Origin of the sequence: Desulforegula conservatrix Mb1Pa (assembly GCF_000426225.1) — a bacterium.
In the GTDB taxonomy this organism is placed as follows: domain Bacteria; phylum Desulfobacterota; class Desulfobacteria; order Desulfobacterales; family Desulforegulaceae; genus Desulforegula; species Desulforegula conservatrix.
The window spans coordinates 1-15,527 of the sequence record NZ_AUEY01000036.1 but is presented as its reverse complement, the minus strand read 5'-3'; the positions used below and the strand labels follow the sequence as shown (position 1 = coordinate 15,527).

Below are 15,527 nucleotides of genomic sequence, written 5' to 3'. Positions count from 1 at the left end.
GCAAATTAACCATACAAGGCACAATCAAAAAGGCAGCAAACATTAGAGAGTCAATTATTTATAATGTCTGATACAGGCAAAGCAAAAGAATCAAAAAAAATCTGGGACTCAGCCCTGGAGCTTCTCTGGCAAAAAAGCAGATTTACGTCTTATTTTTACCAGTCAGTTCAGTTTGCGGTGGATGATTCAATTCCTACGCTCGGCCTGACATCGTCCGATTACAGACCTCTCATCATATACAATCCTGATTTCGTTATCTCAAAAAACAAAGAAGAACTTGTCGGGCTTCTGGTTCACGAGCTTCTGCATATAGTCTTTGACCATGATCACAGATCATCTGTACACACTGCTAAGGGCCAGGACATGTATATGCAGAATCTGTGTCAGGATATGGTGGTGAACAGCTATATTCTTAATCCAGATACTCGCTTTTTCTCTGGCGCTAAAAAAAATGCTGAAATCATTCTTCCGATCGGCGTGCCAGTAATTCCAAAGGCATTTTATCAGGAAACCGGGAATAATGATCCAACATGGGAAGAGGTCTTTCAATGGATCACGAATAGAGGGCCAGGACAGCTTATTGAATTCATAAATGAAGTTAGAAAGCATCTGACTCATGAAAAACGTGAACACGTCCCAGTTCCGTACGAAGCAATAGAAAAGGCTAAACAGGAAGATTCCTTTGAGATACTTGAAGAAAAAAATGCCTTGGTTTTCAAAAATCCCAACGGAGGAACCTCGCACGCAGGGGTTCATTTCATGGATATGGAAAGCAACAGGAGGCAGTTAAAGGCCAGCCTCAAAAGGATAATCAGATTCTCGGACAGCATAACAGACTCTCATAATGACAGGATCTATCAGGATATCAGAAGGATGATAACCACGCCTTTATCCATTGATATGTCTTTCAGAAAAAAGATCAGGTCTATTGTGGATAAAACCGCACCATCAAATGAATGGAAATATTCCGCCTCAAAATTCAGCAGAAGATACGCTGACAGCGGAATATATTCTCCAGGCAGGGTATTCAGGGAAAAGGAAAGAATAATTGTGGCTGTGGATGTTTCAGCGTCCATGACCATCACGCCAAGAGAGATCGAGGCTGCTTTCGGAGCCATAGAAGGACTTCTTGACAGATACAGGGTTCATCTTATCTGCATTGACGAAACGCTTTTCACACCAAGGCGGGACGGAACAAGAAATTCAAATTCAGACGATCCTGAAAAACCTTTCATATATAAAAAAGGTGACTGGAAGATCATAAAAACAGGCAGCAGCGGAACAACCATTTTTGCGCCCATGTTCAATTCATTCCTTAAAAACAGGCATGAAATGGTAATCGTGATCACAGACGGATACATTTATGATCTCGAACAGCTCAGACCATACCCCAAAACGATCTGGCTGGTATCCGGAAACAGAACCGAACCATTCAGACCGCATTTTGGGCATGTTGAGAAAATAAAAATTGTAGGAAGTCAGAGATAACCTATTGCATTTGAGCCTCCGGCGGGTCGCTTTTTTGAAAAAAGCTCCGCAAAAAACTTTATGGATTTGTTCGTAGGGTGCTCAAACCGCAAGGTTTGCGCACCAAAAAGCCTGAATGGAGTCAATACAAATCAATGAACACAGACATCAAGCAATTAATAAAACAAGGCGCTGAAAATCCCGAATTCGACTTTGAATCAGGCCTTGATCTTCTGATAAAGTTAAAATCTGCTGATTCTGTTTATAAAGCAGGAATCTACTGGAAAAAGTTTAATTACCAGAAAGCCTTTGCATTCCTGATAAAAACCGGTGACTGCGATGCAATACTCAAAGCTGGCAGAAAATGGAAGGAATTCGACTTTGAAGCAGCTCTTGAAAAGCTGACTGAAAAAAAAGAGGCTAAACTGATATACTACGCTGGCCTGGACTGGAAAAACATGGATTTTGATAAAGGCCTTGACGCACTTTTAAGAATCGGCAACGCGGAATTCATATTTTACTCAGGGATCCACTGGAAACAGTTTGATTTTCATAAAGGTCTGTCCGGCCTTATATCTGCAAGAGAACCTGCGTTTATTTACAAGGCAGGGACAATGTGGAAACAGTTTGATTATGAGGCAGGCTGGAAAGCTCTGGAAGAGCTTGTAGATTCAGGAGCATTCTGGAGGGGTGAAGCACTCAGCCATCCAAAATGGAAGCCTGAAATCAAAAAAATCTGGAGAAAGCTGAGTCTTGCGACAAATAAGGACGTAAATTGAGCCGCATTATTTTCTGAAAACTATGGATCTCACCACGGCAAATTATGACAAGCATATATTACGCACTCCATAACAAATAAACGATACGATTTTGTGAATCCTACGAAATATTTTGACACACCCATGAGCAGAATGATATCTGACACAATCTGTCAGAATAATTCGAATCTGCCGTAATGAAACTCGGTGGTCATAGAAGTGAAATGACAGGGAGCATAATCATAAAATAAAGCTATACGCATCTTGAATATTGACAAGATCACAAAAAGTCCAGTTTCAGTCATTCCGGTGGGGGCTGTCCTGGTGAAAACCGGAAGTCTGAATCCTTAACTGTCTGAAAATACTGAATGCCTTATCAAATCAGGCATGACACAGAAGCCTTTTTCTGACTTTTTGCGAGTCCATCAATACAGATAACCTTTGTGGAGCTTTTTTCAAAGATCGCTCCACCAATGGCACACATTATTGCTTCTGATCAAGAGCAAACAGCACTATAGCGTTTATAAACTTTTTACTTATTACCACAGGAGAATACGATGAATCCCGGAATCTTCAGGGAATATGATATCAGAGGCATTGCAGGCGAGGATCTTACAGAAGACGATGTCATAAACATTGGAAAAGCTGCAGGCACTTACCTAATCAGACATGGATGCAGAAGAATCATGGTTGGAAGAGATTGCAGGCTGACCTCGAATTCATATACTGAAAAGCTCAAGCAGGGCCTCATGTCCACAGGTTGTGATGTTGTAGACATAGGCATATGCCCTACTCCAGTGCTTTATTTTTCAATAAGACATTTCAAGGCTGAAGGCGGAATAATGGTCACAGCAAGCCATAATCCTCCTGAATACAACGGATTCAAGATGTGCCGAAAAACTGACTCCGTTCACGGTGAGGATCTGAAGAAAATCAGGGATCTTATTCTTGCCGGAGATTATGAAAAAGGCTCAGGAAAAGCTGAAAATGCTGATGCAGTCACTCCTTACAAATCATATCTGCTTGGGAATATTAAACTAAACAGAAAGCTTAAGATAGGTCTTGATGCAGGAAACGGGACAGGCGGCGTTGTTGGGGTACCAGTACTCAGGGAGCTTGGATGCGAGGTTCACGACATCTATTGCGATATGGATGGGACTTTCCCGAATCATGAAGCAGATCCTACTGTACTAAAAAATCTGAAAGACCTGATTGAACTTGTAAAAAAAGAAAAGCTTGACGCAGGCATAGGCTTTGATGGTGATTCTGACAGAATAGGCGTTATAAGCGAAAAAGGCGACATCATCTACGGAGACCAGCTTCTGGTCATTTTCTCAAGAGAGATTCTGTCACGGCGTCCGGGAGCTACATTCATATCCGAGGTAAAATGCTCCCAGGTCATGTATGATGATATAGAGAAAAATGGCGGAAATGCCATCATGTGGAAAACCGGCCATTCCCTTATTAAAGAGAAGATGAAGACTGAAAAAGCAGCTCTTGCAGGAGAAATGAGCGGCCATATGTTCTTTGAAGACAGGTATTTCGGTTATGATGACGCAATATACGCAGCGTGCAGACTGCTTGAAATAATGTCAAACACAGACAGAAAGCTATCCGATCTGATATCTGACCTTCCAAAGACTTTCAATACTCCTGAAATAAGGGTTGACTGTCCGGATGATAAAAAATTCCAGACTGTTGAAAAAGCAAAGGAATACTTCAGATCAAAACACAAGATAATTGATATTGACGGAGCAAGGGTTCTTTTTGATGACGGATGGGGACTTGTCAGGGCATCCAATACCCAGCCTGCTCTGGTCTTAAGATTCGAGGCGCTGTCAGAGCCAAGACTCGATGAAATCAGAAACTATATGGAAGGCATAGTAAAAGAGCTAAGCTCAAACTAATCTCTATTGATGCGGGCGGGTAAGAATCAGACCACACATGCCTGCCTGCATCAACTGCCGCCATAATTATCTTTTAAAGAACCGTAAGCAGCTCTTAAGTTCAAAAAACAGAACCTATATTATAGATTTTTCAAGAATCATTCACATTAGAAACAGCGAAAACTGCATTCAAAGACATGATATTCGCAATTTTTTATTGATTTATTCCTTCGACGCATGTTATCTATCCATATCCAAGCTAAGAGTCGTAGTCTTTATAGAAGATTTGCCCATGTTTTACGAGTATCTCAAGTTTTAAGAGCAAATGTATGCTTTAGCCTTATAATACTGCACAGTATTCTCATAAAAGGCAGAAAAACCTCGTATTCATCATTCCTTCGAAACCCTTGAAATAAAGATTCCGACCATAAAAATGAAAGCCGCGGCTGAATATTTATTCTTTCTGTATTAATTTAAATAGTTTTTTCCATATGGTTGTCCATGCATATTCACAGCCTTATATATATCCCGGATCAGAGTCCAAAAAAAGAATTCCAGCTTCATTCCATTATCAAGGATGAAAGCGATATACAACAAATCCAATAATGGCAATGAGTTACTATATTCTTAAGCCTATACCCATGAGTATCAAGAAGAGAAAAAAGGAGGAAGTATTTTGGCAGAAGGTACTGTAAAATGGTTCAATGACAAAAAAGGTTATGGTTTTATTGAGCAGACAGATGGCGCGGGAGATATTTTCGTACATTACAGCTCAATAACAATGTCTGGCTTCCGTACTCTCGCTGAAGGTGAAAAGGTATACTTCGAAATTGAGAGCAATGACCGCGGTTATGCGGCAAAAAATGTAGCCAGAGTTTAAATGCAGGCTGATTATAACAGGGCTGGCTGAATACCTGGAAGCAGATCAGCCGGCCCTGAAATTTTTAAGCAATATAAAAATATTTTATATATTTCGGATCCAAATCAGAAATATTGACATACCTGTACTCGGTTTCCAAATCCTTAAAGACATCTTCAAAAGCAAACCATATCTTTTCAAAAATTTCAGGCAGCTCCATTGATGTCACCGAAGAAAGCCAGTCAATGAAGTTTTCTTTCATTGCTGTACTTATTTCTCCATTTTCTACAATGGCGCCATAAAATACTGAAAATTCACGAATAGGAATCGGAAATTCACCGCCCGTTCTCTTGAGCCAGTCATTAGCCCACATTGTAAGAACAAAAGGAGCGGCCTGCAGCAGCCCACCTGAAATTCCAGGGATAGATGCTCCCATCCTGGCAAAGACAGAGTCAAGGGTGACCATTGAATCAATCGCCCGTCTTGTCTTTTGAATATCATCCTCATGCCTGAAATCTCGATAAAGCAGACCACTTTCATAATTGCAGAAAAACAGTGGCCTTTTGAGAAGAAGCCCGCCAAGTACCCCCATCCATTCTTCACCCCAGAAGCTGAGAGGTATTCCCTGATTCCTGAACCAGCTCTTTTCAATCCATTTCCTGGCTTCTCTCTGAAGGCTTACAACCCTCGAATAACCAGCCCTGAAAAGATAAACAAGATGGTATTCTGCAATAATAACATCAGCCGGCAATCCTGTCTTTTCTGCAACTTCATTCATTCCCAATGTTATATAACCACAGGACTTTGCAACTACCTGCCTGAGTTCGTCCCTTGATCGTACAGTCTTCCTGTCTGAAACAATGATTCTGTTGCATAGGGCAGCAATCTCGTTATCAAAAGAATCAGGCAGATCAATCTTCTCAAAGGAAACAGGCAGATCCTTAAAAAACCCTGATCCGGATAAAATTACTGAGGGTAAAAAAGAAAGCGCTGGTTCGTCTTCCGGTGCCGCAACTTTTCTTTTGCCTGATTCAGGATCTTCCCAACTGGCAAGCGGCTGATATACGCCGAGCGCTTCTTCAAAGGGGATAAAACCTTTTTCTGTAAGACGAATAATTGTCTGACGATAAAGCTCTTCCTCTTCTTCTGAAACAAGCAATGCGTCGGACTCCTGAAGCATGCCAAGCATCTTGGGATAATCAAGGGAGGCAAAACCTTTGAGGAGTGAGTCTATCAGAAAATATCTATCCTGGGCCGCTTCCTTGTCCAGACTTACTCCGGAATATTCAGGAGGCCTTATCCTGAAATAAAAAACATCGTCAAATGTCGTAAAACCGTCTTCAAAATCCGAAGGATCCTCATCATGCTCCCTGATCCTGAGTTCAATATTCAGATTCAGATAGAATTCCGCAATATCTATCCTTGTTTCCATAAGCCATCTTACAAGGCGTGGGGCATCTGCCTTCATCAGCACATCCAGCCATTTGCCAAGATCGAACAAGCTGATTCTGTCAGTTTTCCATATCTCCATGTCAAGGATATGTTCCCACTGCCTGTCGCTGGCCATTGCGAGAACAGGAAGAAAATCATAAACACCCACATCATGCATGAGAACGAAAAAGTCCTCTTCAGGAATGGAATGAACGAGAGCTACTGATTCAGGCTCATTAATAATTGCCGCAAGAGCCCTCTCTGGTTCCATCCTCAGTATTTCAATTCTCTTGGCGCGCAGATGATTGATTTTATTTGATATTACATCGAACTTTTTTGTATCCGGCATCTGTCACCTTATATAATGCTTAATTTAGATTATTCAGTATTTATTTGTAGAGGCATAATCGGACGGATCAAGCCTTGTTAGGGTCGCTTTTTATAAAAAAGCTCAGTAAAAAACATTCGGTTTTTTTGGGTTTCATCCTTGACAAGGTCGCAAAAAGTCCGATTACCGTCATTCCGGCGCAGGCCGGAATCCAGAAGTATTTGAAATTACTGGATGCCGGATCAAGTCCGGCATGACGACACAGCCCATTTTTGACTTTTTGCGAGACCATCATCCTTAATTCGAAACAGAGTCAGCTGGCATCTGATCTGAAACGAGAACTTCTTCAGGATCAGCATCACGCCTCTTCCATGTCCCCAGAATAATAAGCGCAAAAATTGCCGCCATAGACAATAGAACAAGTCCTTCTGTAAATCTTAAAAACATGAGATGCCCCAAACCGAAACAGAATGAAAAAACCATGGCAGAGCCAATTGCCCATCTCGTGCAAGCCATCCAAAATCCTTTTCTATATGGGAGTTCAGGATATTTTCTGTAAACTGGTCCCCAGAAAGTGCGATAAGGCTTGACCTTTAAGCAAAAATTCTTGAGATGCTCATCAGGGTCAGGCTCTGTCAGGAAACAGACTATGACCCAGCTTATTGTGCATAAAACAACTACAATAATAAAACGGATATTCCAGTCAAGCTCGGGAAGAAATGCGGAATATCCGGCAAGAGCGGCAAATTTAGGTGAAAGAAGTGTGCTCGCAATTCCCGAGGCAGCGAGTGCGGTTATCTCTGCCCAGGCATTAACCCTCCACCAGAACCATCTTACAACAATTACAATCCCGTACCCTGCGGTCAACATGGCAAGATAATACCAGGCTCCGCTTACTGATTCAGTATTATAAGCAATTGCAATGGAAACAAGGAGCATTATTACGGTACTTATCTGCGAGGCCCTGACATAATGCTTTTCAGAACCATCCTTTTTGATAAATCTTCTGTAGATATCATTGACCATGTATGAAGCACCGAAATTTATATGTGCATCAACAGTAGACATAAATGCAGCCATGAGCGAGGCTATCATTATTCCGAGAAAACCTGTGGGCAGAAGCTTTACAATCATCATGGCATATCCGCTCTCAGGTGAGCTTGCTTCAGGGAAAGCCACTATTGAAACCATTCCCGCAAATATCATTGGCCAGTAATTAAAACCAAAGGCAAGAATTGTAAAAAGCATGGTCGCAAAAGACGCGTTTTTTTCATCCTTTGAGGCGATTATACGCTGGGTTATTGCAGGAGGAGGATTACCCCACCATTTGATGGTAATGAATACTATAAAGGTAACAAAAAATGGGGTTCCGGGCATTGGAAGGAACGACAATCTGGCCGAAGCGTCGGCAGCACCATATTTCAATACGAATGCATTAACAAGTTCCCCTGCCCCGCCTATATGCTGCCAGGCAAAATAGGCAAGAATAAATGACCCGAAAGAACCTACAATGAACTGAAAAAATTCGGTCGCAGCAATTCCCCATAAACCGGCGGCAGCTGCATAAACAAGAACAATGCCCATGAGTCCGAGTGCAAGCAGATGTTGATTAACTCCTGGAAGAAGAACAGCTGCGAGCGTCCAGACAGCCTTGATTATCCACCCAAGAGTTATCGCGTTTGCAAGAATTCCAAAATAAACACCCTTAAAGCCCCTCAAAAAAGCGGCCTGGCGCCCGGCATATCTCAACTCTATAAGCTCTGCCGTTGTAATTATTCTCGAACGCCTCAGAAGAGGAGCAAAAATAAATGCGCCAAGAGTTCCTGCGCCGCCAAGCACGAAAGACCATGCATACCACACGCCGGGAATACCGTCTTTTGCTATAAGTCCGGTGATTCCAATTGGAGTATCAATGGAAAACGCCGAGGCGGTCATGGATATCCCAGCGAGCCACCATGGAAGACTTCTTCCTGATGCAAAAAAGTCATCGACACTCCTTAATGCTCTTTTGGTAAAATAAAGCCCCAGAAGTACGCACATTAAAAGATATGTCCCAACAATCAGCCAATCTAAAAATTGCATTAAATGATCCTGAAAAAATTATTATTTGATGGTCCCGCAAAAAGTCAGAAAAGAGCTTCAGTGTCATGCAGGACTGGAGCCTGCATCCAATTTTTCGGACAATTCCCTGGATTCCGGCCTTCTCCAGAATGACGGAAATCGAGTTTTTTGCTATTTTGTCATTATTTCTATATAAAAACTACCAGGCCTTGAGAATCACCTCTTCCAGAGACCTCTTCGGGACATAATGAATCCCTTTATCGTCTCTGAAATATTTAACACCTGTTTCTTCTGTCAGGGTGACAACCTTTCTTTCCTCAACAGGATAACCAAGAGCTATGACAAGAAGAATCTTCATATGATCAGGAAGACCGATAAGAGCCCCAAGATTTTTCCTGTCAACAGCCGCGATCATGCACCCTGCAAGACCTTTTTCCACAGCTCCGAGCATCAAACTCTGGGCTGCTATTCCGTGATCGCATCCTGCACCACCTGCAACGCTGGTATCGTGTAGCACAACGACATAAGCTGCCGGCCTCTCATTCTCAAAAGGCCCGTCCCAGTCTTTAAGATATCCTGCCCATTTCAGGCAGGGAAATATTTTCGCATTCATCTCGGCTGAAGCGGAAATCATATACTTAAGCGGCTGAAGATTTGCCGCAGATGCTGACAGCCTTGCAAGATCAACAAGCTGGGTGATTTCTTCAAGACTTACTTTTTTATTTCCATCAAACCTTCTGCAAGACCTGTTAAGAGCTACAAGCTCAGCTATGGTCGCCATGCATGCATCCTTTTTTTTCAAATATAGGTTGGTGTTGACTTATCCATGCAAGGATCTTGTCAAACTCGTTTCTGACATCAGCAAGAGCGGTTCCTCTGTGGCTTACTCCTGACTTTTCCTCCATTGTCATTTCCGCAAAGGTTTTTCCGGTTTTTTTGCACATGAAAACAGGATCATAACCAAAACCACCCTCACCTTTCATGGAATCAATTATATCACCCTCGCACCTGCCCTCATAAGTGAGTGCCTGACCAGTGGGAACTGCAATGGAAATAACACATTCAAAGGCAGCAGATCTATTTTCAACCCCTTTCATTTCTTCAAGGAGCTTTTTGCATCTATCAGCGTCAGTCAGACCGTCACCGCCGTATCTTGCGGAATGGACTCCGGGTCTTCCGTCAAGGGCATCCACAACAAGGCCCGAATCATCGGCAAGAGCAGGGTACCCAAGAACCCTTGCAGTAAAGCTGGCCTTTTTGTATGCATTATCATCGAAAGTATTGCCGTCTTCCACTACTTCAGGAATCGGGCCGAAATCGTCGAGGTTTTTAAGAAGAACGGGAAAACCCTTGAGAAGATCTGCAATTTCAGCTGTTTTGCCCTTGTTTCTTGTTGCTATGACAATGGTTGTGGCAGGATTCATAATATTCAAATACCTTCTTTTAATTTTTATCAAATTTCATTCAGACTTTAATAAAATGAACAAAATTTATAGAACACGCCATGGTGCTTGTAAAGTTTTTCCGAAAAAACGGACAAAACGCTTTACAGCTTTTGTATCACTGTTATAAAAAATTCCTGCAACTAAAGATAAAATAACTATATTCAGCAGTTTATTCTTCAGCACCTGCTGGAAAACGATTTCATGCAAAGTCTTAAGGAGTGTTATGCATAAACTATTAACCGACAATCCAGGCCAGAAAATGCTTCTACTTGGAAACGAGGCCATAGCAAGAGGAGCGATTGAGGCGGGAGTAGCTTTCACAAGCACCTATCCTGGAACGCCATCCTCTGAAATCTCCTACAACTTCTTCAGAATGTCGAAAGAATCAGATCTTTATTTCGAATACAGCACAAATGAAAAAGTTGCCCTTGAAGTTGCAGCAGCCGCTGCCACTGCCGGAGTAAGAAGCATGTGCGTGATGAAGCATGTAGGCATGAACGTTGCAGCCGACGCACTAATGACCCTTGCTTATACAGGAGTCAACGCAGGCATGGTTCTTCTGACAGCAGACGACCCGTTCATGTTTTCAAGTCAGAATGAACAGGACAACCGTTATTACGGCAAACTTTCTGGTCTCCCGGTAATCGAACCTTCGTCTGTTGAAGAAGCCAAGGCAATGATGCCTTATGCTTTCGAGCTTTCTGAAAAACTTGGTGAGCCGGTTATTTTCAGAACAACCACACGCATAAATCATTCAAACGCCATAGTCGAACTTGGCAATCTGGTTCAAAGAAAGACAAAGGGCGAATTCAAAAAAGATCCTTTCAGCTATGTCTGCGTTCCGGCTGTTTCAAGAAAACTTCATGTAAAGCTCCTTGCAAACATTGAAAAAGCTGAAGCGCTTTCAGACTCATCACCATATAATTTCATCGAAGGAAGCGGTGACTTCGGAGTTATCTGCAACGGAGTCAGCTACTCATATGTTAGCGACGCCATAAGCGACCTTGGCGCAGAAGGGAAAGTCAAGATTCTTAGAATAGGATTTTCCAATCCAATGCCTGCGGGAATGATCAAAAAGTTCGTTTCCGAATGCAAAAAAGTTCTCATAGTGGAAGAAGGTGAACCTTTCATGGAAGAGGCAATAAAAGCCTTCGCCCAGGAAGAAGGCCTGACAGTCAAAATAGCTGGAAAGGCAAAGGATCTTTTTTCGCGTCTTTATGAATATGATCCTGCAATGGTCAGAAAAACATTGGCTGAGTATTTTGGCTTTGCATACAATGCTCCAGCTCTGATTGATACGGCAAACACCCCTGAGGTTCCGAACCGTCCGCCAAATCTTTGCGCCGGATGCTCACACAGAGCGACCTTCTATGCAGTGAAAAAAGCCACGGAAGGAATGAAAGTAATGATCCCTTCTGACATAGGATGCTACACGCTCGGATTCCTGCCGCCTCTTTCCATGGCTGACTATGTTCTTTGCATGGGTGCATCCACATCCACATCCTGCGGATTTTCAAAGGTAACGGACAACAAGGTAATCTCATTCGTCGGAGACTCAACCTTTTTTCATTCAGGAATGTCAGGGCTTATCAACGCTGTTTTCAATAATCATGATTTCACCCTTGTCATACTTGACAACAGGGTGACTGCAATGACAGGACACCAGCCAAATCCTGGCGTTGACATGAAAGAACTCGGACTCGATGGATACGGACAGATCGACATAGAGAGCGTTGTTAAGGCGCTTGGAGTAAAGCATGTCTCTGTTATAAAACCCTATAATGTAAAGAAAAGCATTGAAGCAATCAAGGAAGCTGTCGCGTTCAAGGGTGTGTCCGTAATCATTGCCAAGGAAAAGTGCATTCTTTACGCAAAGAATCTCAAGCAGGCAAAAGGCAATAAATTTCAGGTTTCAGATAAATGCAAGAACCACAGGGAATGCCTGAACAACTTTGCGTGCCCGGCCTTCTATCTTGACGGAGACAGGGTCAGAATCAACGAGAATCTTTGCACAGGTTGTGCGGTATGCGCGCAGTTATGTCCTGAAAAAGCCATTGTTCCGGTGAAGGGTTAAAAAATAATTGATGATTTTGGATTTGTGATTGAGGACTTTTTATCCCTGCAGTCAATACCAAATCAAACTTCTGAAATCAAAAATCCTTAAAGTTTTTTGCGGAGCTTTTTTACAAAAAAAGATGACAAAGGGCAATACAAGCCCAGGTCTGAAACCGGTTATTATAACAGGATGCTATATGAAAAATGTCAAAAGACTTATAATGGTTGCTGTAGGAGGTCAGGGCAATCTTCTGGCTTCCAAGATACTTGGTGAAGCAGCTCTTGCAGCAGGAGTCCCTGTAAGAATGAGCGAAATCCACGGCATGGCCCAGCGTGGCGGAGTTGTGGAATCTGCCATAGTTTTCGGAGACGCCAAAAGCACGATCATATCAGATGGAGAAGCTGATATTTTTCTCAGTTTCGAACCATCCGAGGCTCTGAGAGCAATAAAGAAATGCAATCCCAATACAGTTGTCATAACAAATCTCTCTCCTTTGCCACCTTTTACAGTTGCCACAGGAAAGGGCGTATACCCTGAGATGGAAACCATAAAATCAGTTTTCAGGGAAAAAACAAAAAAACTTATCGCATTTGATGCAACAGTGCTTGCCAAAGAAGCCGGAAACGACCTTACTGTCAATATGGTTCTGCTTGGAGCACTTATTCAGACAGGAGTTCTTCCGATATCAGCTGACCAGATAAAGGAAGCTATAAAGGCAAGAATCAAACCCCAGCTTGCGGAAATAAACATCAAAGCCTTTGATCTGGGTTTTCAGGAAGCAGCCAAGGCTGCTTAACAGCCTTTGTAAAAACCACTTCCGTTCCTATAAACTATTGATTTATCAAAAAAAATCCCACCCTTGGTCAGTCAGTCATTAAGCCGGCTGCCCAAGGGCTTATATGGATAAGCGCCAAAGTATGGTCGAAGGCATAAAAAAAAGACTCTACATACTTTTAACATCAATACTGCTGACCATCATGGCTGGCGCATCGGGCTATTACGCCATTTTCATGGGCGAGCGAAGCTTCATCGACTGCGTCTACATGACCGTAATATCCCTCACAAGCGTTGGATATGGAGAAGTTGTACCTGTAACAGGGAATCCCCTCGCCCAGTTTTACACAATGGGCCTACTTATTTTCGGCATGGGTATTATCCTTTATGCAATCAGCTCGTTCACCGCAATACTCATCGAGGGCGAGCTTTCAGGCATGCTCCGGAGAAACAAGATGGAAAGAAAAATCAGGGGTCTGAAGCGTCATTATATTGTCTGCGGCGGTGGAGAAACAGGACTTCCGCTGATTGAAGAAATCATTAAGAACAAGGAAGAAGCCGTTCTCATAGATTTTGATCCTGACAGTGCTGCCCACCATCAGTTCAGGGACAGTATACTTTATATCAGAGGAGATGCGACAGATGACCAGAATCTGATATCCGCCGGAATTGACCATGCTGCGGGCATAATTATCTCTCTGCCATCTGATAAGGACAATCTGTATATCACCATGACAGCGAGAATGATGAATCCCAAAATCAGGATCATCAGCAGAATGACCAATCCCAAGATGAGGGACAAGCTCATAAAAGCAGGAGCCGACGGGGTCGTGTCTCCCAATTTCATCGGAGCCCTGCGCATGGCGTCAGAGATGCTCAGACCAGTTACGGTTTCTTTTCTGGATACAATGCTAAGAAGCGGAGATGGTACGCTGAGAATACATGATATCCAGATTACCGGAGATTCTCATTTTACAGGTAAAAAAATTGAGGATATAAATCTTAACAAAAAATATGATCTGTTGCTTCTGGGGCTAAAAAAAGACAAGGAGATGATTTTCAATCCTTCAGTTGAAACAGAAATCAAGGAAGGAATGACCCTAATAGTAATGGGCAAAAGTGCCGATATTTCAAAAGCTAAAAACCAGATCTCTTAAACCATTTATCAGAAAGGTTCTCATATGTCAGGAATTACGATCGAAAAACAGGGTGGAACAGCAATAATAAGCATGTCCAATGGAGAAAACCGTCACAATCCTGTGTTTGCAGCCGGACTTCTTGCAGCTCTCAACGAAGCCGAAGCAGACGCAAGTGTAACTGCCATAATTCTGACCTCAACAGATCCGAAATCTTTTTCCCTCGGCATTGACATTGAATGGATGAGCAAAGCTTTTGCTGATCAGAAGCTCGATGACATAAGAAAATTCATGTACGATATGAATGAGGTGTTCAAAAAACTGTTCCTCATACCAGTTCCAACAATAGCTGCCATAGGCGGCCATGCTTTCGGAAACGGCGCAATCATCTCATGCGCCTGCGACTTCAGGTTCATGAGAAAAGATCGCGGCTTCTTCTGCTTCCCTGAAGTTGACCTTGGCATTCCTTTCCTTCCGGGAATGATTGCTTTCTGCAGAAAAGCCATACCTGAGTATAAATTCTTGGAAATGAAGCTTACAGGAAAGCGCTATGGAGGCGAAGAGCTTGCCGCCAACAATGTTGTAATGAAGGCATGCGACGGCCCTGAAGATCTCATGAAATCGGCCCTTGAGTTTGCTGCGACATTTGCAAAGAAAAGGGGAATCTTCGGAGAACACAAGAAAAGACTAAACAAGCATATTGTCGAGATCATGGAAAAGGAAGATCCTGCTGTAATCGAACCTGTCGCTCTTTTTGTAGCAAATTAATATGACAACGTCGCAAAAAGCCCGATCCCCTTACTTCCGGCGCAAGCCGGAATCCAAAAGTGTTTGAAAATAAAAAATGCCTGATCAAATCCGGCATGACGCCTCAGTTTTTTTAACTTTTTGCAAATCTATCAATATGGCATAGAAGTATTAAATGCGGGGGCCTTCTAAGGCGCCCGCATCTCCAACACTCTTTTTCTTTTCACCTGGACGTGTCTCTTTTTTGCAAATAAGCTCCGACAAAACTTTCAGTGATATAAATAATACACATATCGAGTAGGGTGAAGCAGCTGATCAAGTCTGCTTCATCCCTCTCACAGAACCGTGCGTACGGGCCTCGTACACGGCTCTTGTTCATCCTTATCTCGTTGTAAAAAGAGGAAGCACTCCCGTTTGAATTTCATTCATCGCGAACAGTCCGATTTCTTCAAACCATTTGTTGGGCATTGCCCAGTGGCTGAGCTGACATGCCGAGTTCCGCCATGATGTCATTTTGATGCTCTGGAATTCGCCGTTATACCCCAGCTGCCTGAGCCGCCTGTGCAGTTTATTCGGTTT

General features: G+C 42.8%; 12 protein-coding genes and 1 pseudogene. 8 read left to right on the top strand and 5 right to left on the bottom strand.

The genetic code is table 11. From position 1 onward, the window contains the following. Positions 1-63: 63 nt before the first annotated feature. The 4 genes from K245_RS0112975 (at position 64) to K245_RS0112955 (ending at position 4,991) form a co-directional block, all read left to right on the top strand. Positions 64-1,488 carry a vWA domain-containing protein gene (locus tag K245_RS0112975; RefSeq protein ID WP_027359611.1) on the top strand — a complete coding sequence of 475 codons (1,425 nt, stop codon included), beginning with the start codon at positions 64-66 and terminating at the stop codon, positions 1,486-1,488. A 134-nt stretch (positions 1,489-1,622) separates the two neighbouring features. Continuing rightward, entirely contained in the window at positions 1,623-2,246 is a 624-nt protein-coding gene (locus K245_RS0112970) for a hypothetical protein (protein ID WP_051284106.1), read from the top strand. Positions 2,247-2,782: 536 nt separating this feature from the next. Continuing rightward, entirely contained in the window at positions 2,783-4,132 is a 1,350-nt protein-coding gene (locus K245_RS0112960; protein ID WP_027359609.1) for a phosphomannomutase/phosphoglucomutase, read from the top strand. Positions 4,133-4,787: 655 nt separating this feature from the next. After that, positions 4,788-4,991 (top strand): cold-shock protein, encoded by a 204-nt coding sequence (locus K245_RS0112955; protein ID WP_027359608.1) that lies wholly within the window; start codon positions 4,788-4,790, stop codon positions 4,989-4,991. Between the two features lie 64 nt (positions 4,992-5,055). Here K245_RS0112955 and K245_RS0112950 read toward each other — a convergent pair whose 3' ends face one another. The 4 genes from K245_RS0112950 to K245_RS24385 all read right to left on the bottom strand — a co-directional run bounded on the left by K245_RS0112950 (position 5,056) and on the right by K245_RS24385 (position 10,214). Further along, positions 5,056-6,750: a DUF6178 family protein gene (locus tag K245_RS0112950; protein WP_027359607.1), complete on the bottom strand. Its 1,695-nt coding sequence runs from the start codon at positions 6,748-6,750 to the stop codon at positions 5,056-5,058. A gap of 276 nt (positions 6,751-7,026) precedes the next feature. After that, complete coding sequence (locus K245_RS0112940; RefSeq protein WP_027359606.1) at positions 7,027-8,811, bottom strand: sodium:solute symporter family protein; 1,785 nt, start codon at positions 8,809-8,811, stop codon at positions 7,027-7,029. 178 nt (positions 8,812-8,989) lie between these two features. After that, a complete protein-coding gene (locus K245_RS0112930; protein ID WP_027359605.1) occupies positions 8,990-9,571 on the bottom strand; it encodes a nitroreductase family protein in 582 nt (193 codons plus the stop codon). Beyond that, complete coding sequence (locus K245_RS24385) at positions 9,555-10,214, bottom strand: XTP/dITP diphosphatase (protein ID WP_035277201.1); 660 nt, start codon at positions 10,212-10,214, stop codon at positions 9,555-9,557. The genes K245_RS0112930 and K245_RS24385 overlap by 17 nt, the downstream gene beginning before the upstream one ends. Positions 10,215-10,458: 244 nt before the next feature. Between K245_RS24385 and iorA the strand changes: the two genes are divergently transcribed. The 4 genes from iorA to K245_RS0112905 all read left to right on the top strand — a co-directional run bounded on the left by iorA (position 10,459) and on the right by K245_RS0112905 (position 14,969). Then, complete coding sequence (gene iorA, locus K245_RS0112920; RefSeq protein ID WP_027359604.1) at positions 10,459-12,309, top strand: indolepyruvate ferredoxin oxidoreductase subunit alpha; 1,851 nt, start codon at positions 10,459-10,461, stop codon at positions 12,307-12,309. Between the two features lie 178 nt (positions 12,310-12,487). After that, positions 12,488-13,087, top strand: a complete 600-nt coding sequence (gene iorB / locus K245_RS0112915) for an indolepyruvate ferredoxin oxidoreductase subunit beta (RefSeq protein ID WP_027359603.1) — start codon at positions 12,488-12,490, stop codon at positions 13,085-13,087. Between the two features lie 103 nt (positions 13,088-13,190). Continuing rightward, on the top strand, positions 13,191-14,222 hold the full coding sequence (locus K245_RS0112910) for a potassium channel family protein (RefSeq protein WP_027359602.1): 1,032 nt from the start codon (positions 13,191-13,193) through the stop codon (positions 14,220-14,222). 24 nt (positions 14,223-14,246) lie between these two features. Then, positions 14,247-14,969, top strand: a complete 723-nt coding sequence (locus K245_RS0112905; protein WP_027359601.1) for an enoyl-CoA hydratase/isomerase family protein — start codon at positions 14,247-14,249, stop codon at positions 14,967-14,969. 360 nt (positions 14,970-15,329) lie between these two features. On the opposite strand, the pseudogene K245_RS28315 reads toward K245_RS0112905, so the two are convergent. Then, a pseudogene (locus K245_RS28315) lies at positions 15,330-15,527 on the bottom strand (hypothetical protein); the annotation flags it as partial.

Excerpts from the sequence above, each read along its gene's own strand:
- K245_RS0112905 (WP_027359601.1), top strand. The coding sequence starts at position 14,247 with ATGTCAGGAATTACGATCGAAAAACAGGGTGGAACAGCAATAATAAGC.
- iorB (WP_027359603.1), top strand. The coding sequence starts at position 12,488 with ATGAAAAATGTCAAAAGACTTATAATGGTTGCTGTAGGAGGTCAGGGC.
- K245_RS0112930 (WP_027359605.1), bottom strand. The coding sequence starts at position 9,571 with ATGGCGACCATAGCTGAGCTTGTAGCTCTTAACAGGTCTTGCAGAAGG.
- K245_RS0112970 (WP_051284106.1), top strand. The coding sequence starts at position 1,623 with ATGAACACAGACATCAAGCAATTAATAAAACAAGGCGCTGAAAATCCC.
- K245_RS0112960 (WP_027359609.1), top strand. The coding sequence starts at position 2,783 with ATGAATCCCGGAATCTTCAGGGAATATGATATCAGAGGCATTGCAGGC.
- K245_RS0112940 (WP_027359606.1), bottom strand. The coding sequence starts at position 8,811 with ATGCAATTTTTAGATTGGCTGATTGTTGGGACATATCTTTTAATGTGC.
- K245_RS0112975 (WP_027359611.1), top strand. The coding sequence starts at position 64 with ATGTCTGATACAGGCAAAGCAAAAGAATCAAAAAAAATCTGGGACTCA.
- K245_RS0112910 (WP_027359602.1), top strand. The coding sequence starts at position 13,191 with ATGGATAAGCGCCAAAGTATGGTCGAAGGCATAAAAAAAAGACTCTAC.
- K245_RS24385 (WP_035277201.1), bottom strand. The coding sequence starts at position 10,214 with ATGAATCCTGCCACAACCATTGTCATAGCAACAAGAAACAAGGGCAAA.
- iorA (WP_027359604.1), top strand. The coding sequence starts at position 10,459 with ATGCATAAACTATTAACCGACAATCCAGGCCAGAAAATGCTTCTACTT.
- K245_RS0112950 (WP_027359607.1), bottom strand. The coding sequence starts at position 6,750 with ATGCCGGATACAAAAAAGTTCGATGTAATATCAAATAAAATCAATCAT.